Consider the following 24,483-nt stretch of genomic DNA (forward strand, 5'->3'; position numbering starts at 1 on the left):
TTTCAACCTCCTATCCGCGTCATGTGCTGTTTGGGGATGTCAAAAGAAACCCGTGTACCTTTTCCTTCAACACTTTGAATTCGAATGTTCATTCCATAAAGAAGTTTGATGCGCTGACTAATATTCCAAAGCCCTACGCCTCTTTTATCTACATCTGATTTCATGATCTCCTCCAGCTTGTGCTCACTCATTCCGCATCCATTATCTTCTACCACAAAGCTGACCACAGACGGATCCGGCTCTTTCACAGATATAGTTACCTTTCCTCCCCGTAAATTGGACATCAGCCCATGTCTTATAGCATTTTCCACCAAAGGCTGTAGAATAAGTGGGGGAATCCGGCTATCCGTATTTGCGGTTATATCATATTCCACTTGTAATCTAGCACCAAAGCGCACTTTTTCAATATTAATATATGCTTTAACCAGCTCTAGCTCACCCTCCAGGGTAGTTAACGAATCCAACTGCTTGAAATCAAAGCTACTTCTCAAATACTGCGACAGCTCCAGCGTTAATTCCTCTGCCTGCTCAGGTTCTTCCACACATAATGCAGCAATTGAATTCAAGGCATTGTACAAGAAATGAGGTTTGATCTGAGAACGTAAAAAAGCAATTTCGGCATCTTTAGCTTTCTTCACAGAAGCTCTCAATCGGGTCAGACTTTTCACACGCGCCATTAATTCCTCCGCTTCAAACGGCTTCCCCACATAATCATTTGCCCCATTATCCATGGACATTTTCATATCGCTAACTCTATTCTTCGCCGTCAGCATTAACACAGGGAGCTCAAAGGGAGTGAATCTCTCTCTGATCTTTTGCAAAACTTCATAGCCAGAAATATCAGGCATTGTAATGTCCAGAACAACGAGGAAGAAGTCTGAATTCTTCGATAACTCATCAAGCGCCAGCTTCCCGCGGTTCACAACAACAATGGAATATCCCTCTAGCTTGAACAAGTTGATCATAGATTGAAGGTTGGCAAAATCATCGTCCACGACCAAAATCGGCTCATTGATTTTACCTTTGATATATAATGGATACTCCTGGCGCGGGAAGAGAACCTCTCTATAAGGAAGAGTCTTTTCCACGATTGGTCCCGAAATTTGATTTGATATTCGATCCCATCGTAGAAGAGTAAATATAAAGACCGAACCTTTACCTGCAACAGAGTCCACTCTAATGCTCCCACCATGTAACTCAACCAATTTCTTAGTTATGCTTAGTCCGAGACCTGTTCCACCATGACTATGGATTTCAGCTTCGTCCACCTGCTCATAGGCCATAAAAATACGGTTCTGCATTTCCGGTGCAATTCCGATTCCCGTGTCTGTTACACGAACTTCAACCCATTCATGAATAACTTTGGCACTAATATGTATTTCACCTTGCTCCGTAAATTTAATCGCATTATCTACCAGGTTGTGCAAGATCTGAATCAAACGGTTGCCATCTGCATGTACTGAAGGGAAATCTGGAGCGACACTGTTTATGAGTAGGATCGACTTTTCTCCGAGCAGAAATGAATGAATACCGATAACAGAATCTACAACAACTTTCAGATCTAGGGTGCTTTTATATAAAGTGATATCTCCATGCTTCATTTTGGAATAATCGAGCAATTCATTTACCATATAAGTTAATCTTCTTCCACTTCCCATTACGATCGCTAGATTCTGCGCTTGCCTTTCGGTAACTGGACCTTCGACCCCATTCAGTAGTGTAGCGGTGATGTTCACTATGGCATTTAACGGTGTTTTCAGCTCATGAGAGGTATTGGAGAGAAACTCGTCTTTAATCTTGTCCAGACCGATCAGCTGGTTTTTCATTTCATCTATCGTATGATAAGCCTCGAAAAAACGAAGAACAATCAGAACGATCATTATGATATTAAATAATACAACGTAAAATTGTCCGAGCCACAGATTTTCTTTCATCGAAAGAGCAAATAGAATTACGTCTATGGAGTACAGATTGATAGCAAGAATCGCTAAGAACAGCAGTAACGTTTTGATCCGATTTACTTCTGCGCTTCTTACATACAGGATAGCCACTCTAAACAACATCCAAATTAACATCAATTCATACACAATGATCACATACGTAGAAAAGACCGTGTAAGTACGAATAGGCAGGATTGCTACCAATATTATAAAGCTGCTTAGTATAATCGTTACGACTTGCGTAAGTTTTAAAGAGATTATGCTTTTGTGCATTTGGTAGAAAAATATAGCCAGAACAATAAAACACGATATGGAGCTAATATCCTTCACTTTATATAACACAATGAACGAAAGATTTGGGAAAAACAGTAATAGCGAACGTTCTCCAATCAAGCCATGATATATCGCGAGTAGTAGGCAAATAGTAGCAAACACAAGTAAGGAGTAATCCTTCTTACGGTATAATGCAGCCGCCACAAAGCAGATGACAAAAATAAGTGATAGTGTTCCCAATATTGCAACTGTGCTAAATTCACGAGCCGTACTCTTCTGTTGGTTCTCTAGCATCGCGGCTTCCTCTCCAAAAGTAAGAGATACCGGAATACCTGCATTTACATATTCATAGTTAGAAACTTGGATGATGATCTCAACGTCACCTTTTTCAGACGAAAAAAGCCCAATCTGCGGAATATTCCCCGACTGGTAATCGGCTGTACTCATAGTGGGGTTTCCATCCTTAATGAGTAAATGTCCATTTACATAAATCGCACTCGAAAAGCGGATATTCGTTTTTTTCAAGGCGAATACACCGTTTACAGGTAAGTTTTTCAGCACCATCCGATAGGTTGCGGAACCGAATGCTGGTAAAGGTTGTCCATCAATCATTTTGCCATTCCATCGTGAGGGGACTTCCATCCATGCTGTAGGGGCTTGTTTACCTGCGCTTGAGTCTATAAAATGCTCAGGCGTTAGCAGCTGGTTCCAGTAGAATTCCCACTCTCCGTCTAGCTTGATGATCTTTTGTTGTTGGTAGTCCCATGTGGAAAGATCCATGCTCCCCTTCTGAACCTGTGGGCGATTCACATGTTGATCGTTGTCTATAAAAAGAGAGAGTGGGATTGTTGCTAACGAGATGAAAGCAATTAAATAGATAAGTAATGTCCTTTTGAGCATCGGAGGCCCCTTTTCTATGATGAAGTAAAGCTGCAGCAAACGCTTGAGGCATCGTGCAACACTTGGATTAAATCGGATAATGAAAGAAAGATAGATAGATGACGATATGTAATGGAATACGATTAATAATCTAGATCAACTGAGTATGAAAGATAACGATAAGATAATTCTATAAAATTTTCTATTTTCCTTCATGGTTCGACAAATCAATGAAATAGCGATTAGCGTTTTCCGGAAATTGCATTCCATGGCTCGTTACAAGTAGATCGTCAGACTCAGATGATCTTATTTTCTGAAATATTTGGATTTCATCTTGTGATCGGACTCAGATGCAGCTGTACGCACTAAAACACTCCACTAATGCGCTGTTTTGGATCAATAAGAGCTATGCTGTCCGAAACCTCAGCAAATCGAGGGAAAACGGGCAAATAGCTGCATTTACTGTCCGTAAACAAACTACCGCCTATGGGTCCGGACTGTAAAGCCCTTATTTGCATAAATACTGGGTTTTCGCCTCATTATCGGACTCAGATGCAGCTAATGGCTCTAAAACACCGTAATGATGCGCAGTTTTTGATCAATAAGAGCTATGCTGTACGAAACTCGGGGAAAACGAGCGAAAAAGCCACAATAGCTGCATTACGGTCCGCAAACAATCTACCGCCTATGGGCCCGGACCGTAATGCCCTTATTTGCATAAATACTGGGTTTTCGCCTCATTATCGGACTCAGATGCAGCTATTGGCTCTAAAACACCGTAATGATGCGCTGTTTTTGATCAATAAGAGCTATACGTTCCGAAACTCAGGGAAAACGAGCGAAATAGCCACAATAGCTGCATTACGGTCCGTAAACAAACTATCGCCTATGGGTCCGGACTGTAAAGCCCTTATTTGCATAAATACTGGGTTTTCGCCTCATTATCGGACTCAGATGCAGCTATTTGCCCTAAAACACACTATTAAGGCACGGTTTTCGATCAATAAGAACTATACGGTCCCAAACTCGGGGAAAACGAGCGAAAAAGCCACAATAGCTGCATTACGGTCCGTTACTTTCGAGACTTGATAGAAAAGTCTTTTTTCACCCTTCAAGTTAATTCTTTCATTGTTGAATTTTGGGAAATTCGCTATAATAACTTCAATAGGTCGTGAAGAACACGCCGCTTGCATACAATTTCCTGAATTTTTATTTCAGCGAAGTTTATGCAGGCGGTTTTTCTTTTTAGAAGCTGAATAATTAGGGTTATAAATCTATCTAATTTTTTACTTTAGGAGGGTAAATATTATGTCACGATTCGAACAACTGTTAGAGGAATGGTTACAGACAAATTTGGAATTGGAGAGTAATCCCCGTAGACAGGAGCTGCTCAGTAAAGGTCTCGGACATGGAACTGTAGAATTCCTGCGCGCAGTTTGGTTTCCCGCTGTAGGAAATTTCAATCATTTGTTTCCCGAATGGGAAGTTCGTGATTTCAATAATGGCTATCGTTATTTGGATCTTGCTTATATGCCGGGTGGAGCTAAAGGAGGAATAGAGATTCAAGGCTATGGGCCACATGCTAGAGACCTAGATATACGGAGGTTCAAAGATTTATGTAGACGACATTCTTTATTAACTCTAGATGGTTGGACTTTTCTGTCGATAGCCTACCCCTCCATTACAGACGAGCCTAATCAATGCCAACAATTATTACTCGCATTCATCGGGAAATTTATTGCGTCTGATGTACCCTCGGAATTAACATGGTTAGAAGCTGAAACCCTACGTTTCTCCAGACGTCTACTGAGACCTTTCACACCTCTTGAGCTCACCAATCATCTTAGAATTACTAATCGGCATGCCAGACGTATTTTGCACGAATTAGTTGAGCAGCAATTACTGGATATTGTTAGTGGTCAACAGCGTATTCGCACCTATCAAATTAGAGTTTGAGGCATCGAGACTTACATAATAATGATGTTTGATTGTAATTTGCTGAGACACCTGATCAGAATTCAGCAACCAATGCGACAATGACCTAATCAAAACAAATTCACCTTACTGTTCGGACCTAATAGCTCTTATTCGCTGAATTCTTTAAATTCGGCCGCATGATCGGACTCAGATGCAGCTATTCACTCTAAAATACCCTAATAATGCGCAGTTTTCGATCAATAAGAGCTACGCTGTCCGAAAACTCAGCAAATCGAGGGAAAACGGGCAAATAGCTGCATTACGGTCCGTAAAACAAACTACTGCTATCAATTCAGACCGCATTACTCTTATTTGTGCAAATATCAGCTTTTCGTCGTATGAACGGACTCAGTTGCAGCTATTCACTTTAAAACACCCTTATAATGCGCTGCTGTTGATCAATAAGAGCTACGCTGTCCGAAAACTCAGCAAATCGAGGAAAAGCAGGCAAATAGCTGTACTACGGTCCGTAAAACAAACTTCTTCAATGGGTTCGGACCGTATTACTCTTATTTGTGCAAAAATTAGCTTTTCGTCGTATGAACGGACTCAGTTGCAGCTATTTACTCCAGAACACCCCAATATTGCGCTGTTTTTGATCAATAAGAGCTATGCTGTCCGAAAACTCAGCAAATCGAGGGAAAACGGGCAAATAGCTGCATTACGGTCCGTAAAAAAACTACTGCTATCAATTCGGACCGTATTACTCTTATTTGTGCAAAAATTAGCTTTTCGTCGTATGAACGGACTCAGTTGCAGCTATTTACTCCAGAACACCCCAATATTGCGCTGTTTTTGATCAATAAGAGCTATGCTGTCCGAAAGTCGTTGAAAACGAGCGAAATAGCCACAATAGCTGCATTACGGTCCGGAACCGTTAAATGCCAAGTGTCAGATAGTTATTTAACGGACCTGGACCAAATTGGGGGTTAGCGTTCAGCGTTCAGCGTTCAGCGTTCAGCGTTCAGCGTTCAGCGTTCAGCGTTCAGCGTTCAGCGTTCAGCGTTCAGCGTTCGGCGTTCAGCGTTCAGCGTTCAGTGTTCGGCGTTCGGCGTTCGGATTTCAGCATTCAGCGTTCAGCGTTCGGCGTTCAGCGTTCAGCGTTCGGCGTTCGGCATTCAGCGTTCAGCGTTCGGCGTTCAGCGTTCGGCGTTCGGCGTTCGGCGTTCGGCGTTCGGCGTTCGGCGTTCGGCGTTCGGCGTTCGGCGTTCGGCGTTCGGCGTTCGGCGTTCGGCGTTCGGCGTTCGGCGTTCGGCGTTCGGCGTTCGGCGTTCGCAGTTCGCAGTTCGCAGTTCGCAGTTCGCAGTTCGCAGTTCGCAGTTCGCAGTTCTCGGGTCGAAGGTTCATTCCTATACCGAGATTCGTCATATATCGCAAATAATTCTTGTTAAATCTACAGCGATCAGTGGATGGAGTTATACATTTAAGAACGCGCCTTTCGTAGGCTTTTGTCCATCATGGAATGTTAATATTATTCGCAATGAAAGTGTATCGCCTCTACACTGAGCAATTAAAGCTCAACTCTTACTACTCTTAAGACACCCCCATAATAAAAAGACCATCCCTTCGGTCATCATCACTTACGAGATGACTTTTGGGATGGTCTTTTTCCGAACACTAAGCGGAGAAATTCGCCGCTATCTAGTTATAGAAATTCACTTCACGCACAGACCACCAGCTTGAAGCTGTTCCCGTCTGCACCACTTTGATGTACCTCGCGTTCTGAGGCGCAAATGTCGCTGTCACAACTGGACCAGTGCCGTTACCGCTTGCCACGGCGTTGCCCCAATTCGTTCCGTCATTTGAAACGTATACCTCATAGCCACGGGCATAATCCAGATCGCTACCTGTAGAATCCATCACGATCTGACTAATACTCTTCACTGCCTGCATGTCTACGGTGAACGATTGCCCTGGTACCATCGCCGCCCCGGTACTCCAGCGTGTAGTCATGCTGCCATCCAGTAAGTTGGCTGGCACGTCTCCGCTAGTCGGCGAAGAACTCGCCGTCCAGCCTGATCGATCCAGTGCACCCCCTGTTCCTCCACCTCCTGCCTGAGTTGTAGCGGTAGCCGTGTTGCTCGCCGTTGACACATTTCCGGCTGCATCTTTCGCTTTCACTGTGTAGCTGTAAGCAGTTGCTGGTGTCAAGCCAGTATCACTGAAAGATGTCGTTGCCGTGTTCCCCACCTGACTGCCTCCGCGATAAATCTCGTAGCCGGTGACGCCTACGTTGTCGGTCGAAGCCGTCCAGCTGAGGTTGATACCGTTGCTTGAAACTACTGTCGCTGTCAAATTCGCTGGAGCACTCGGCGCTTGGTTATCGCCAGTTCCAGTGCTACCGAATACATTAAACTCCCTAATAGACCACCAGCTTGAAGCTGTACCTGTCTGCACCACTTTGATGTATCTCGCGTTCTGAGGCGCAAATGTCGCTGTTACGACTGGACCAGTGCCGTTACCGCTTGCCACGGCGTTGCCCCAATTCGTTCCGTCATTTGAAACGTATACCTCATAGCTACGCGCATAATCCAGATCGCTACCTGTAGAATCCATCACGATCTTGTTAATGCTTTTCACTGCTTTCATGTCCACGGTGAATGACTGCCCCGGTACCATCGCTGCTCCAGTACTCCAGCGTGTAGCCATGCTGCCATCCAGTAGATTGGCTGGCACGTCTCCGCTAGTCGGCGAAGAAGTCGCCGTCCAGCCTGAACGATCCAGTGCAACCCCTGTGCCTCCACCTCCTGCTTGAGTTGTAGCTGTAGCCGTGTTGCTCGCCGCTGACACATTTCCGGCTGCATCCTTTGCTTTCACTGTATAGCTGTAAGCAGTCGCAGCCGTCAATCCAGTGTCGCTGAAAGATGTTGTTGCCGTGTTTCCCACCAGACTTCCCCCGCGATAAATCTCGTAGCCGGTGACGCCTACGTTGTCGGTTGAAGCAGTCCAGCTGAGGTTGATGCCGCTGCTTGAAACTACTGTCGCTGTCAAATTCGCTGGAATACTCGGTGCTTGAGTATCGACAGTGCCATTCCCTGAATATTCAGAAAGGGTCTGCCTCATCGCTTCCGCAGGGGAATTAGCGTATACTTTACCCCCGATATTATTGATGATATGCGTAATTTCACTGCCCGCCGTACCTGATAGCCATATTGATGTGGCATGGTGGATCTTCACACCTGGTACGTTAGGAACCTCTATCGCACTTTCGAGCTTAACTGGTGCGTCTCTGAAGAATGAATACACACCAAGCCCCCATGCTTCATGACTAGTTACACTGTCCGCCACTTTATAGGAGGCATATCCATTTACCGTGCCGTTTTTGCTCATCCAGCTCGATTGATTCGGAACATCATAAGGAATTTCAGATTGATAGAAATACACTCGACCACCATTACCATTCCATAAAGTCTGATATTCATTATGATGTTCGTTAAACAAACCATAGATCGTCACATTGTTACCATTTACAACAAGACCGTTCTTGGAGACATTAGACGTCCAGCTTGCACCCGCCCCATGATCTGCGCGCCATATCCAGAGCTGATCTGCAATGACATCATTACTGTTGATCTTTAAACTGATATCGTTTTTCCCTGAGGAAGCCCCACCTGTTCTAAAGGTCAGATCGTGAAGTGATGTTGGATTGGCAGCATGATTCAACACGCTACCGCTGGCTCCAACTTCCAGCAGAGAAGGTGAATTTACTGGGCCTGCATCAAAAGTAAGACCTGCGATCTTCACTCCGTCCACATCACTGACTGACATGACTGCTTTACCATTGTCTGGAATCAACGTAGGGATACCAACACCGAGCACGACGGTGTTAGCATTCGTTATCCGGATCGTATCACTTAAATGGTAGATTCCTGGTGTGAATAGAAGATGTTTGCCCTGGCTTAGAGCGGAATTAATATCCGCTGCGCTCGATGTATTCGGTTTAGCGATATAGAATTGATCAATAGAGATCGATTGACCCGGTGTTTGGCCGTTTGCCCAGCTGACGCCCTGCGTATTGTTTTGTAATGATGGAACAAATACTTGGTATTGACCTGCACCGTTAATATAAAGATATGGCTTCTCTCGTATAACAGGCGTTCTATCTACAACAGTGTAAGGCGGATCTGGAAATTGACCTGTTGGTGGATTAGTCACGCCTACAAATACCATGTTCCAAACACCATTCGACCAGCTTCCCCATTGGCTATTTCGTGAGAACCACTGCTGCTGTGAAGCGGGAACAACTGTACTGTCTACGATAGAATCGGCAAGAAATCCTCCGCTGGCCCATCCGGCATTCCAATTTGAGTCAAAATCAAAAAGATCTAGTTGACCTTTGATGTGTAATCTACGAAGAGGTGCCGCCTGAGAAACGGCGATTTGTGTGGTTCCACTGGAAGGGGTGATCGAAAGGTTCTCTATGGTTCGCCAGAAATTTCGGGTGGCATTTCCGTTATCCCAATCGGCATTAATATTCAATCCTCCAGTGATGTTAACATCATTAGGATTTTGGCCGAGACCAGACACTTGAGTATAGAAACCTACGTTAAAGTTGACGTTGTATGCACCCGGCTTAAAAAGAAATGCTTTTCTATCACTGCTGAATTCATTGGATTCCAAAGTGTTAAATACGGATGACGTAATATTCTGAATGTCTGTAGCGGACATCGTTGGATCAAATACGTAGACATTTGGACCAAAAATAGACGTATTCGCCTCACTAATTGGTGCTGCTTCGGTAATGGCAGGGTTAATCGTAGATATGCTTACTGCAATCGCAAGTGCGGAGACGGTAGAGACAACTTTTTTTAACATAAAGTTAATTCCTCCTCTTAATAAGCCATAATGGACTTCGTCTCAAACCCTGTGGCAGCCTGTTCCACTAGCAAGTCATCACATATTCTTCAATCCTCCTAAATGAAATTGATAGCGCTTACTTAGAGCTAACTTCTTTACTCTAAATCCGGTTACCAATCTAGTAAATACCCTAAAATTGTTTAATATGCCAAAATTTCAACTATTTTAAAGCCATTTTAAAGTCGCTCATTTGAAACAGTAATCCATCGATACCAATATTTAGTGGTACATACTAATATTCTTGGGTATATGTTTCTTTGCGTCTGGAGTTATTGCATCATTTTCCAAGCTCAAGTACAATCATTTTCGTAAATATGTATCCGTTTACATTTTTAAAGAGAGGAACGGTGGTGTAGGCAAAAGATTTGATAAGGGCTGTGTTTTCGTTTTATGAGGATTATGAGGACCAAGAGATTCTGAAGGAGGAATACGAGTGTATAAACGAAGTAAATTCAAACGGATTATAGCTATGATGCTTTGCTTGGTAATGCTTTTCAGCTTATCAGCCTATTTCAGTGCTACTCCTGCACATGCTGCTGTTCCCGAGCTTCTATCTCTAAGAAAACAAGTCCTTGCCTCATCAATCGAAGGCGATAACTCAACGGAACGGGCCGTAGACGGTAAAATTAGTTCACGTTGGGCGAGTGTTTGGCAAATGGACCCGCAGTGGATCTATGTCGACCTCGGTTCGGTTGCAAATATTAGCCGTGTCTATTTAAGCTGGGAAGGCGCTTTTGCCAAAGCTTACAAAATCCAAGTATCCAATGATGCCAACACGTGGAATGATATTTATTCTACTGCGTCAGGTAACGGCGGAATTAATGACTTGACCAATCTTTCAGGTACTGGAAGATATGTACGTGTGTATTGCACACAACGAGCCTTAATCGATTATGGATATTCGCTATACGAATTCCAAGTTTACGGGCAATTCACTACACCTCAGCCTCCAACCCCAGTTAATATTGCTGTAAACAAGCCGGTAACAGCTTCTACGTGGGAAGTTCCATCTTGGTCAACAGACCCCGGGATTGTATCTGCAGTAAAAGCGAACGACGGGGATTATACAACCCGCTGGGCGTCAGAGGCTTGGGATCCTCAATCCATAAGCATCGATCTAGGCAGCGTGCACACCCTCGGCACCGTTATCTTGAATTGGGAATCAGCGTACGGTAAGTCCTATGACATTCAGGTATCCAATGATGGAACCAACTGGAAGACAGTGTATCGACAGTTATATGGACGTGGCGGAGTGGAGACGATAAAATTTAAAGCTGATGGGCGATATATCAGAATGGATGGTTTTGCAAGAGGATCAGCCTTCGGGTACTCTCTGTATGAATTTGAAATCTATGACTATGTGAATGGCGATCCTGTCCCAGCGCCTCATATCCCAGATAAACCCGTTCCACAAATCGTAAATGTAGGTGCTGGAAGCTACAAAACAAATGACATCACTACCTACACCCCTACCTATCCGGAATACAAAACAGCCAACGTAACAGGACCAATACCTTCGGGCGGATGGTGGCAGTCTATTCTCATCAAACGCTTAAGTGACGGACTTGTAGCTCTACCTCTGCGTACGCAATATACGGACCAAGGTCTGAGCGTCATGAATCCCGGAGCTGGATTTGTGTCAGTGGATGGAAAAACCGTCAGTACTGCTGGCGCACCTGATTTCTATCTCATGGCGAACAATATTAATCCGCTGAACATGTCTTCAAAAGTAGACGGTTACGGGGATTATTCAGTTAGAGCTGTTTTGAGTGACGACAATACATTTAAGATGAAAACCACATTAGTCAAAGGTTCTCCCTATTTTTATAATGAATTTACGGATTCAAATGCTCCCTTCCTGGTATTGAATGGCACCTCCACTCGTTTCTTTGATAATAATAATGCAACAATATTGGCCGCCGATGGTTCTTCCATTACCGCTGATCATATTGGGGTCGAAGTCGCCAACGTAGACAGCGGAGGCAACAGCAAAACTAGATCCTATGGATTGTTCGCTCCAGCTGGCACCGTATTCAATAGAGAAGCTGGTAAACTAACAATTCATTTAGGCAACCAGGAAAAATACCTCTCCATCGGCACCCTACCAGCAAATGATAAGCTTAACTACTATCACCAGCATGCTTACGCTTTCGTTACGGATACTAAGGCCAGCTACAATGTTCAAGACGAAACCGGTTCAGTCGTGACAACCTATAATTCAGCGGTGCAGCTTAAACGCAGTGGCTTCTCGTCAGACACTTTAATGGCGCTTTTGCCGAACCAATGGAAATCTATTACTCCAGCCACCTCATTGACCGCGCATACTTATCCGTCCATCCGCGGAACAATGAAGGTTCATGAAGGAAATACATTCTCCACTGACAATAAATTCACCGGCATTATCCCTCAGTTTGGTGAACCAACAGCCTCCAGTTCTTACAACAGAGCGGATGCTATCAGTTATCTTAATACCATGAATGAAATGCTTGAGAATAACTACATGTGGGATGACCCGTATTGGGAAGGTAAGAACCTGCAACCACTCGCGCAAGGTATACTTATTGCAGACCAGCTAGGGGAAACTGCTATCCGGGATAAGTCCTTATCTATTTTGAAAAACATCTTAACCAACTGGTATACCTACAGTGGAGGATGGCCGGATGACTACCCTTATTACCTTTATTACACACCAGAATGGGGTGCTATGCAGGGAGATGGCGGAGACCACGGCATGGCCAAATGGATGTCCGACCATCATTATGTCTGGGGCTATTATATCTACGCTTCCGCAATTCTGGGCACATACGATAAAGACTTCGTGAACAACTATGGTGGAATCGTCGAACATCTGATTCGAGATGTAGGAAATCCTTCACGCACAGATTCTATGTATCCATACATGAGAGCATTTGATCCTTATGAGGGTGTATCGTGGGCTGGAGGTTATGGTGACAGCTACGACGGTAACAATCAGGAAGCTACATCTGAAGCTTTGTTCGCTTATGCGGGTGAATATCTATGGGGTGTAGTTACAAATAACAAAGCCTACCGAGATGCCGGAATGTGGGTTTACGCGTTAGAAACGAATTCCGTCATGCAATACTGGTTCAATTATGACCAAGATAACTGGCTTCCTAACTATAACCATGGAGTCGTTGGGCAAGTATTTGGTAGCAAGAACTACTATGGCACTTATTTCGCTGCCGCTGCGGATAACATTTATGGCATTCAATTTTTGCCAACTGCACCGTACATGTCTTATCTAGGTCTTCGACCCGATGCGGCAGGCAGAGTCTATAGTGCGTTTAAGGTAGATAAAGGTGGTCCTGAAACCGGCTGGTATCATATCATTTGGCCATTCGAGGCACTCAGTAATGCACAAGATGCACTCTCGAAATGGGATCCTATCAAAATTGCAAACGACGATAACAATGGTAAAAAAGAATGGGCGAACACATACTGGTTCCTCCATGCTATGAATGCTTTTGGTACACGTTCATCAGATATTTGGTCTTCTAACTGGTCCACTTATCAAGTATTCAAGAAGAACGGAACCTATACGGCCAACATCTGGAATCCTACAGACGAGACTATATATGCGCTCTTCCGGAACGCAAGCGGTACAATTGTAGGTACAGTAACCGTTCCTGCCAAGAAAACAGTGGTAGCTAACCCTGCCAATGGTATCCAGCCACCAACTTCCAATGACCAAGTTGCAGCGCCAAGCTTTAGTCCAGCAGGTGGAACTTACACGTCGGTTCAATCGGTGGTGATCTCCAGCTCTACAGCAGGGGCAACCCTCCGTTATACAACGGACGGCAGTGAACCTAATGCATCATCAACGAAATATATATCTCCTATTTCCGTGACAGAGAATATGACGCTGAAGGCCAAAGCATTCAAGGAACTAATGAAAGATTCTGCAACTACGAGCTCCACCTACGTAATTAATGTGGTAACACAAGTCACTACGCCTGTTATAACACCTGCGACCGGAACCTTTACTGAAGCACAAAATGTATCGATCACTGGCAGTACACAAGGTGCCAGCATCCGTTACACGACAGATGGCTCGGCGCCTTCAGCTAATAATGGCACTCTCTATACCGGTCCATTCAATGTGCCGGTGACAACTACTATTAAGGCTATTGCCTTTAAAACAGGAATGACAGATTCTATCGTTTCATCTTCTGTAATCACAATAAGCGCGAGTTCTTTGAACCTAGCTTTGAACAAATCGGCTAGTGCCTCAAGCTCAGAAGGTGGAAATACAGCATCCGCTGCTGTCGATGGCAACGGATCCACTCGCTGGGGATCTGATTTCAGTGATCCGCAGTGGATTCAAGTTGATCTGGGATCTAGCTACAGCATTACAGGTGTTAAGCTCAACTGGGAAACCGCAGCAGGTAAAGACTACAAAATTCAAGTTTCCACCGATGGAGCAAATTGGACAGATGCCTATTCTAAGACTGGAGGAACTGGTGGAATCGAGACCATCAACTTTACAACACCGGTAACCGGACAGTATGTTCGAATGTCCGGTACGGCAAGAACAACAGGATACGGGTACTCCCTCTGGGAATTCGAGGTCTATGGATCTGATGTTGTTAATCAAGTAGCGCAACCAGAATTCAGTCCAGCAAGTGGTGTATTTACTTCAGCCCAAAACGTTACTCTGACATCAGCAACTCCGGGGGCTACGATTAAGTACACCACAGATGGCAGCACGCCAAATTCAAGCTCTACGTCATACAGTAATCCTTTTTCAGTATCCAGTACTACTGTTATCAAAGCCATAGCGATCAAAGCCGGAATGCCAGACTCCAACGTTGCGACTGCTTCTTTTACAATCAATTTACCTGCTGGAAATGCTATACCTGGTAAGATCGAAGCCGAAAGCTTCGCTGCTATGAATGGCATACAAACGGAGGAAAGTTCCGAAGGGACATTGAATGTGAGCTACACCGATAACGGGGATTGGATGGATTATACGGTAACTGTTGCGACAGCTGGAACTTATACCGTTGATTTTCGATTAGCGAGTCCTTATAACAATACACAGCTTCAGTTAATGAAGGGTACGGATGTGTTAGCAATTGTAACCGCACCTAATACGGGCAGCTTCCAAACCTGGCAAACGGTATCTGCTACCGTCACATTAAGTGCCGGAACTCAAACCCTTCGTGTTTATGCTTTAACGAATGGATGGAATTTCAACTACATGAACTTCAGATAATTTGAAGCGGAGAACGACTATTGAGTTATGCTCATTAGACGTTCTCCGTTTTTTATTGAATTCGCATAAACCGAGTGTCATTAACTCACATCCTCCCTCACCTCCCTTGTATACAGCGTTATATGGAGTATTGATTATAGCTGTACTTTTCAGCGATAACGTATAATCTCGGATGATCAAGCTTGAGTTTTGATCAAAAATCGATCAAATAAGGAGAGGTTTTAATCATTGAGAAAACAACAACGTTTATTAGCCATGCTCGTAACCTTCCTACTCTTGGTTTCATCTTTTCCACCATTCATGTATGCAGAGGAGGTCACAGATCCTTACGATGGGATGATTAACATCCATAGTGAATGGCCTTGGGCATTTAGCGCCTTCGGGGGAAATACATCGCCCGTTAAGAACCCCGAGCCTGTTGCTCAGGATCAGACCTCGGTAACAATGACTACTTACGGCGGTAAAATCTCCAGCAGCGATGAAGGATTATCTTTTTACTACAAAGAGATTCCTGTTGACGCTAACTTCGAACTAACAGCAAAAGCTACAGTCACTTCATTTAATAGCAATAGCAGCGTTAGCACACCTAACCAGAAATCCTTCGGACTTATGCTAAGAGATACCATTGGCATAAACGGCGATTCTAGTACGATAACGTCTAATTACGTAGCGGTTGGTGCGTTAGATCAGGTGATGAAAGGTTTTTATAAAAAAATAACACAAGCAAAGCTCACTCCATTTAGCGGGTTCAACGTCCCTACTGCGGGTGAAGCCTATGATCTCAGCATAAAAAAATCGGGCAATACTTATCTTCTTAGTATTGATGACCAAACCGAAATTGTGACCCTGGACGATACGTTCACTGATTCGATCTTTGCAGGGCTTTACGTAGCTAGAGATGCAACCGTAACTTTTAGCGAGGTAAACATTAAGGTCGAGTCCAAAACGGTCTCCAGCTTAGTTGCTGATGCAAGTGCGATGACCAAAACCTCCTATCTGGTCGGTGAATCTCTTGATTTGACTGGACTGGTCGTTAAAGCTATTTTTTCTGATCATAGTGAAGCTGTTTTATCCTCTTCTGATTATATTGTTACTGGCTTTGATAGCAGTAAGGTTGGGGAAAATACAGTAACAATTAATTATAACGGTGCTTCCGCAAAAATAATTGTTCAAATCGTTCCGTTAACTATGACCTCATTAACCGTTAAGTATGATCCAGCAAAAACCATCTATTATCCAGGGGATACGTTTGATCCAGAGGGTCTTGTTCTTGCTGCCAATTATAATGATGGTTTCTTAACTAAAGAACTGACTAATGACCTCTACTCCCTCTCTATTAACGGACAACCGGTATCGGATAAAGCACCGTATCTGTTTGGACAGTCAGGCTCATATGAGGTAACCATTACTTCAACAGAGGCGCCTGCAGTCACCACTAATTTTAATGTGGAAGTGAAAGCTGCTACGTTATCCAGTATAGAAATTCAAAATGAGCCTAAACAAACGGTCTATTACATCGGTGATTCCATCAAACTAGAAGGGCTTGTCCTTTATGCTCATTATTCTGATGGAACTCAGATACGACTCATGAAAAATGAATATACCGTCTCTTCGCTCGACACCTTAACTCCGGGAGATAAAAAAATCACAGTAACTCATAAAGGATTAACCGCTTTTTTCCAAGTTGAGGTTAAAAATAAGAAGCTCGTTGGTATCGAAGTAACCCGCTATCCAGCAACGACTTTCTTTTTAAACGAAGATTTTGACAGCAACCATTTGATCGTCTCTAAAGTCTATGACAATTCGGATAGAGAAGTTCTAAGTAGCTACACCCTCGACACTTCTCAGTTCGATAACAAAAAGGCTGGAGTTTATGAAATCAGCATTATCCCTACGGATTCATCTCTTAAGCCGATTACGTATTCTGTCACAGTCAGGGAAAAGGTTGTGCCCGTATGGCACAGTATCCAATTCGGACAATCCACATCAACCGCTAATAACCAGACTATTCTAAAAGAAGATGGGTCAGTAGAGCTCATCGCGTTGGAAGGTGGCGGTAAGGTCACCGAAGACCATGATGGCATTACCTTCTACTACACCGAGCTTGATGCGTCAGAGGATAATTTCATTCTATCAGCTGATATCCAAGTGTTGGCTTTTGCAAAAACTCCATATGACGGTCAAGAATCATTCGGCATGATGGCACGTGACGCGATAGGTACACCCGGAAATTCTAGTGTATTCGCCTCAAATATTGCTGCCATTGGCGCCTACAGCGGAGGTACAAGAAGTGATCTCGGTACTCAGCTGTTTGTTCGATCCGGCGTTGAAAAGTCTGATGGCACCGGGAGTAAAGGAATTCAAACGATCATGCTCAAAAAAGAACGTCCCGCACCTAACAACACAGCCCCTGTAGTCCCTTACCGACTAACGCTTTCTAAGACGAATAGCGGTTTTAAGGGTCAGCTGAATAATGGTCAGGAATCTATAATCTTTACGCCAGATATCCTTAAGGTTCAAGATTCCAAGATGTATGTCGGCTTTTATGCAGCTCGTCTAGCTACGATCAATATCAGTAATATCCAGTTAACGGTGACTTCAGCGGCTACGGACTCACCCAAAGTGGAACCACCATCAGCGCCGGATACCCCTAGCATAAGTATATTATCCCTTAACAAGACATCAGATCCAGCGTATCCAATGATTGTGCGCCCAAATGTCAATGGAACAGTAACTTTGAAGCAAGGATCTGTGATCATCGCGCAGGATATCGAAGTTGAAGCCAACAAACTACTCACTATTCCAGCAACGCTTGCGAATTTAGGAGATACGAGCTTCAGTATTACTTTTTTACCAGACGATACTCAATATTTGACCTCATATGATAAGATCGTTCTTAACTTCACAGTCACAATGAATAGCTACCGTGAGGATGAAGATATTTATGTATCTCCAACCGGAACAAGTGCTGGTGATGGAACGATAGATCTCCCGCTTGATATCGACACCGCGATTGATTTCGTCAAGGCAGGTCAACACATTATCGTGCTTGATGGTCGTTATGTGCGGAAATCACCACTCCAAATTAAAAAGTACAATGACGGTAAAGCAACCGCAAAGAAATACTTGGAGGCTGCACCAGGTGCACGTCCGGTAATTGATTTTGACAAAAAAACAGAAGGTGTCCTTCTCAGCGGGAACTATTGGCATGTGAAGGGTCTAGATATCACCCGCTCGGCTGGGAATACCAAAGGTTTTACAGTTGGTGGTAACTATAACATCGTTGAAAATAGCCGTTTCTATGCGAATGGTGACACTGGCCTACAAATCAGCCGTACAGACGGAACGGCACAAGAAATAGCTGGATGGCCTTCTTACAACTTAATTCTGAACAGTACCTCCTTTGATAACCGCGATCCATCCGACAATAATGCCGATGGTTTCGCAGCGAAATTGACTGCTGGTGTTGGTAATATTTTTAGAGGCTGCCTAGCACATAACAATATCGACGATGGCTGGGACTTGTATACAAAGGCAGGTTCAGGTGCCATCGGCCCTGTATTGATTGAGAATAGTGCAGCCTTTAACAACGGATTCTTAACGGATGGAACCATAGGCGCTGGTGACAAGAACGGATTTAAGCTGGGTGGTGAAGGCATTCATGTCACTCATACCATCCGTAATTCTATCGCCTTCGGCAATGGTGCATATGGTTTTACAAGCAACAGTAATCCAGGCGTCATTGCCATCAACAACATCGGCTTCAACAATGCGCGCGGAAATATGAGCTTTACAACTTATGACCATATTACAGCAGACTTTAAGATCGACGGCTTCTTATCCTACCGGACGAACAACATCGGGAAAGACCAATATCCTTCCTCTTTGGCTACTGACAACAACTTTATGTATGACGGGACAATCTCAGCCAATAAGTCTGGTAAGCAGCTCTCGGATTCAAACTTTGTCAGCTTAATACCGGTAGGTACTTATATGCGGGATATGGAGGGTAATGTCATCTGGGGTGGCTTCCTGAAATTCATTCCTTTTGAGGAGCCGGAGCCAAGCCCAACACCAAGTTCCACTTCTTCACCTAGTCCTACCACTTCGCCGACTCCGACTTCTTCACCTAGTCCTACAGCTTCACCAGTTCCGACCACTTCACCAAGCCCGACTTCTCCATCGAGTTCAAGCAGTTCCAGCTCATCTGTTGAGGATTCAGCCACTACTGTACTCTTGTTAGACGGTAGTGTAAGGGTTGACATTCCTATTTCTATGGATGCAGGAACAGCAAGCGCAATATTGAATGAATCCTCCTTTCAGAGGATAATTACTCTAGCAAAGCCTATTTCAACTGGTAATACAACGATCCGAATTCAGCTCTCGGTTGATCCATCCACAGACGTAAAGGAATATCAAATAACACTCCCTGCTACTGCATTTCATACAGGAACTTCTACCTTACAGCTTGAGATCAATTCATCGATAGCTACCATCTTGTTGCCAGATAGTATTTTCCCGGCGAATATGATAGACAAAGTGAAGACCGTTACTTTGCTACTGAGAACGGTCGATACCGTAGGGAAAATAAAAGCGAAGCTAGGAGAAAGTTCTCTCATCGAATATGCGCTTCGCTTGGATGGAGTAAAGATTCCTTTGAACACTCTACAATCAGCTATACAGATTGGGCTTCCTCATCCAGCAGCAGTACCTGCAACGAACAATGCTTTTATTGTCGTGTGGAACATCGACGCTAACGGAAACATTCAACCAATATTAAATGGAGATTATGATGCAGCAAGGAAGCAAGCTATTTTCTCGACAACAGCTTCTTTCGGCCAGTATGCAGCTGTCTACAATCACAAAACATTTAGGGATATATCTGATTCACATTGGGCGAAATTCGTAGTAGAAGTGCTAACATCTAAAGGCGTCATTAACGGCGTAGCAGAAACAGAATTCAAACCTGATCAGGCGATTACTCGCGCAGATTTCGCACTTTTATTAGTTAGAATTTTGGGACTCACTGCAGTAGATGGGAACGGCTTCTCTGATGTGTCACCAAGTGATTACTTTTACGAGGGACTTATGACTGCTCAGAAATCAGGAATCATTAGGGGTCAAACCGATGGACGTTATCAACCGCATGAATCCATCTCTAGACAAGAGATGTTTGTTATGGTGGCTAGAGCACTGAAGGCAGCAGGAAAGTTGAGTTCTACTCCCTCATCATCTACACCACTAGTTGACTTTACTGACCATAACCAAATCGCTCAATATGCGGTAAATGATGTAGCGGTGCTGGTAGCAGCAGGTCTCATTAAAGGAGAGGCTCAGCAGCAGCTCATGCCAACTACCCATTCCACACGTGCCGAAGCAGCCATGCTGATTTACAGAATTCTTATACAAAAATAAATACAAAATAGAGCACCCCAAAAATCATATCCATGTGGTTTTTGGGGTTCTTTGTTGGGAGACGTAACCTTAGAATGGGTACAATAGTTTGCTATTGACTTTACCCTAAGGGGAAGGTGCATAGTGGAATTGAACAAACCAGTGAAATTCAAAGTTTATATATCATTAAATATCGAAGAAATGGAGATGAGATTGTTGCTATCCATAGGAGAATTCTCGAAGATATGCGAAGTGTCAACCAAAACACTGCGGTATTATGATGAAATTGGATTAATTCATCCCGATGAGATTAATCCTGAGAACGGTTATAGGTATTACTCTATCAAACAACTATCAAACATGCTCTTTATCAACCGTTTGAAATCTTATCATTTTTCGCTTGAAGAAATTAAGGACATTATGGAATGGGAACAGGATCAATCTGAAGAGAGACTTTATACAGCCCTAAATCTCAAAAAAAGAGAAATACAGGAAAAACTACGGACTTATGAATATACCCTAAAACAAATCAGTAGTGATGTATTGAATTTAGAGAAAGGAATATCTATGATGTCCTACCTAAATAAAATAGAAGTCCAACTTGTTGAAACCAAACCAATGCATATTCTTTTTACACGTCAAATGTTGAGCAGTGATGACTATGCGCTTGGATATGGAAAGTATTTTAGCAAACTATATGAAACAATTGCTTCTGAACAGCTGACCTTACTTGGCACGCCAATAACAATTTATCACAGCCAAGAATATAATCCTGCCGGGAATGATACAGAGTTTGCCCTACCTATTAAGGAGATCGTAAAGGGAACGAGAGAATTACGTGAAGGGCTATGTGCGAAGTCGATTTATAAAGGCCTTTATTCAGAATTAACATCAGTTTATGCGAAGCTCACAGAATGGATAGAAAATGAAAGCTATGAATTGGTGAACTCACCCTATGAAAAATATCTAACAGACCCCACACAAACTACTGATCCTGAGGATCTTGTTACTGAGGTGTATTTTCCTGTGAAGAAAAGATCGTAGCCACACTGATATTCACACAAAAATTTGGATATAAGGAGTTACCTTAATGAATAGAAACTACTGGCCCACGACAGACTGGCAAACGTCAAATCCGGCTACCTTAGGAATGGATGCTGAACAGCTTCCAGCACTAGAAGCGAAGATTAAATCCGACTATAGCAACGTAAACGGAATTGTAGTAGTGAGAAATGGATCGATTGCCTATGAACAATACTTCAATGGCTATGGCCCGAATGATCTGCATCATGTGGCTTCTGTAACGAAAAGCATCTTATCCGCCCTCATCGGTATTGCCATAGATGCAGGATTTATCAAGCATGTTGATCAGAAGGTGTTGGATTTTTTCCCCGACTATGTTCCCGACGATGCTGCTGCCAATCTGCAAAAACGAGAAATCACTATACGCCATTTGCTCACCATGACAGCTCCCTATGCTTTCGAGGACTGGCACGAACCACTAGACCAACTGTGTAAATCGTCTGACTGGGTCAAATACACACTTGACAGCCTTGGCCACCAAGGGAACGTTGGAGATTTTAAATATTCCACCGCAGGGGCGCACTTGCTGTCAGCTATCATCACCCGTTGCACAGGAAAAAGTGCCCGTGAGTTTGCTAACGAGCGATTATTCAAACCTATCGGCATGAAGGAAATCCCGGATTATGAAATGAAATCATTTGGGTTTGAAGATTTGTTTGGGGTACATGTAAAGGGATGGGTTGAAGACCCCAACCATATCTCCACTGGTGGCTGGGGTCTTACATTAAATCCACGAGATATGGCACGTTTTGGATACCTATATCTGAATCGTGGTCTATGGGATAATCATCAGATCATTTCAGAGATTTGGATCGATGCATCAACAACGATGAATTCCAATCATTACGGTTATCTTTGGTGGCTACGCAATGAAGATGGAGTTTTTGCCTACTCAGCATTAGGTGATGGTGGTAATATCATTTGTTGTATTCCAGAGAAAGACCTTGTCGTAGCCATAGCATCGGAATTCATTATGCATCCTAGTGATCGGTGGACACTGATTAAAGATTGTATTATTCCTGGCCTTATTTAAAGTGACCTCGCGGCTTTTTACCGCTCCATCTTTCGTCTACCTTTTCATTTACCGATTGGTATCTCGCATCTACGCTGATTCGATACTGGTTCGACGTATTCTCGAGCGAACAATGGAGCAAATACATGCCGAAAATAAGCACATCTCCCGCTTGAAATTCCGTTGTCGCCCACTTGCCTCCATATTTTTCAGTGATGACAAGCGGATCATCTGTATAATGTCCAATGCCGTCCCGGTCCGAATCCTTCGTTCCGTAGGATTGTTTTAAATCTTCAAATCGGTGCGATCCGAGGCAAACGGAAAGACCGCCCATCTCAAACGAAACATCTCCTAAAGGAGACCAAACTGTGTAAACATGTTGTGTTCCTCTTCCCATATACACAATGTCATAGTGAGCCCCTGTGAAATCTCCCTTACCAACAGCTCTAAGCCATTTATATTGGTAAGTGAGAGATTTCTCATGAAGGAATTCATCGAAAAAGCGCATCACATGCTCCCCGTTTAATACGTTAAGCAACTCTGGTAAGTCCTCATTTGTCCCCCCCATAAAAATACTTCTGCTGCCGTCGGCCATAACGCCTTCCTCAAGCAATGTATCTCGATCTATCTTCCCGTTTCGGTCCATTTTCTCCAAAATACTTATTCTTGCCCGCAGCACCTGCTCCCGGTCATGAAACCCACGAATCAGCAAATACCCGTCTTCCTCCATCCGCTGACGTAGCGCGCCCATATCCTGAATAATATCGTTGGAACTTCTCAATTCAGTTAAATGTGGACCATTCATCTCTAATTCACGACTTCCTACCTTGACCAACATTGAACCCCACCTCCCTACTGAGTTTATAGATTGATTGTAGGTTGAATGAATGTGTTCATCCATGGATGGCAGTATTTATTTCATGTATAATTGTACAATAAATGATTTAAATACTTGGAATAACTAGCTACTTCAATGTATTTCAGAACTTATTTGAGGTGATAGATTAGTGTCCTATATGAACATCCCATATGGTTTAGAAGAACAGCCAGCTATTCCACCCTGTAATTTCACCTCGATCTGGAAAGTGCAAGCAAACGACACCTATCAGGTCAGCAAAGGAGAGGGGTTCCAAGCACCCGGCTTGTTTATCACCTATAAAGGTACAGGAACCTTAACTCAATTAACAAACCAATATGAACTACATGCCCATTCATATTTTTTCGTTCAGGAAGCTATTCCGTCTCACTATAGCTGTCAAAATGATGAATGGAATTTCTACTTTATTGACTTTAGTAGCTTGGACATGGCTCACTTTCTCCAGCTTCCGGTCAGTGAAGTTGTTCCAACAGGGAAAATGACTGAAGCTATTCAACTTTGTGAGCGGATAATCGACAATCTGATCGTACAGCCGACTGGTTACGCTTATTCTGCAAATATAATGCTACAAGAAATACTGCTCCTTTTCGCCAGAGAACAATCTTTAACCGATACATTCCGTCATACGGAGTTAAACAAGATCCTTATCTACATGCATAAAAATATTGACAAGCCCTTCCGTGTCGATGAGCTGGTGAAACAAAGCGGTTTATCCCGCACGTCCTTCTTTACCCGCTTTCGTTCCGTCACTGGGCTGTCGCCAAGCCATTATATGTTAAGGCTTAAGCTTGAGTCCGCCAAAGCCTCTCTCGATACGACAACTTTGTCGGTGAAGGAAATCGCGTCTACCCTGCATTTTTATGATGAGTTCCACTTTTCAAAATGGTTTAAAAAGAGCTACGGTTTATCTCCAACATCATATCGCCGCCTTAACAATTCAAGACAAGAAGGCTAA

The 24,483-nt window shown here is 43.6% G+C and carries 9 protein-coding genes; 6 read left to right on the forward strand and 3 right to left on the reverse strand.

The features are described 5' to 3' along the window. Positions 1-2: 2 nt before the first annotated feature. A complete protein-coding gene (locus QNH28_RS17050; protein ID WP_283907742.1) occupies positions 3-3,113 on the reverse strand; it encodes an ATP-binding protein in 3,111 nt (1,036 codons plus the stop codon). 1,287 nt (positions 3,114-4,400) lie between these two features. Between QNH28_RS17050 and QNH28_RS17055 the strand changes: the two genes are divergently transcribed. Further along, entirely contained in the window at positions 4,401-5,048 is a 648-nt protein-coding gene (locus QNH28_RS17055) for a transcriptional regulator (protein ID WP_283907743.1), read from the forward strand. A gap of 1,662 nt (positions 5,049-6,710) precedes the next feature. On the opposite strand, the gene QNH28_RS17060 is transcribed toward QNH28_RS17055, so the two are convergent. Next, positions 6,711-9,884, reverse strand: a complete 3,174-nt coding sequence (locus QNH28_RS17060) for a pectate lyase-like domain-containing protein (protein ID WP_283907744.1) — start codon at positions 9,882-9,884, stop codon at positions 6,711-6,713. A 475-nt stretch (positions 9,885-10,359) separates the two neighbouring features. Between QNH28_RS17060 and QNH28_RS17065 the strand changes: the two genes are divergently transcribed. The 4 genes from QNH28_RS17065 to QNH28_RS17080 all read left to right on the forward strand — a co-directional run bounded on the left by QNH28_RS17065 (position 10,360) and on the right by QNH28_RS17080 (position 22,672). Beyond that, on the forward strand, positions 10,360-15,162 hold the full coding sequence (locus QNH28_RS17065) for a galactose-binding domain-containing protein (RefSeq protein ID WP_283907745.1): 4,803 nt from the start codon (positions 10,360-10,362) through the stop codon (positions 15,160-15,162). Between the two features lie 228 nt (positions 15,163-15,390). Then, positions 15,391-20,577, forward strand: a complete 5,187-nt coding sequence (locus QNH28_RS17070) for a right-handed parallel beta-helix repeat-containing protein (RefSeq protein WP_283907746.1) — start codon at positions 15,391-15,393, stop codon at positions 20,575-20,577. Positions 20,578-20,772: 195 nt separating this feature from the next. Continuing rightward, on the forward strand, positions 20,773-21,600 hold the full coding sequence (locus QNH28_RS17075) for a MerR family transcriptional regulator (protein ID WP_283912185.1): 828 nt from the start codon (positions 20,773-20,775) through the stop codon (positions 21,598-21,600). 46 nt (positions 21,601-21,646) lie between these two features. Beyond that, positions 21,647-22,672 carry a serine hydrolase domain-containing protein gene (locus QNH28_RS17080; protein WP_283907747.1) on the forward strand — a complete coding sequence of 342 codons (1,026 nt, stop codon included), beginning with the start codon at positions 21,647-21,649 and terminating at the stop codon, positions 22,670-22,672. On the opposite strand, the gene QNH28_RS17085 is transcribed toward QNH28_RS17080, so the two are convergent. After that, on the reverse strand, positions 22,665-23,489 hold the full coding sequence (locus tag QNH28_RS17085; protein ID WP_283907748.1) for a phytanoyl-CoA dioxygenase family protein: 825 nt from the start codon (positions 23,487-23,489) through the stop codon (positions 22,665-22,667). The genes QNH28_RS17080 and QNH28_RS17085 overlap by 8 nt on opposite strands. 178 nt (positions 23,490-23,667) lie before the next feature. On the opposite strand from QNH28_RS17085, the gene QNH28_RS17090 reads away from it, so the two are divergent. Beyond that, positions 23,668-24,483: a helix-turn-helix domain-containing protein gene (locus tag QNH28_RS17090; protein ID WP_283907749.1), complete on the forward strand. Its 816-nt coding sequence runs from the start codon at positions 23,668-23,670 to the stop codon at positions 24,481-24,483.

It is taken from the genome of Paenibacillus sp. G2S3, from assembly GCF_030123105.1.
Classification (GTDB): Bacteria; Bacillota; Bacilli; order Paenibacillales; family Paenibacillaceae; genus Paenibacillus_AQ.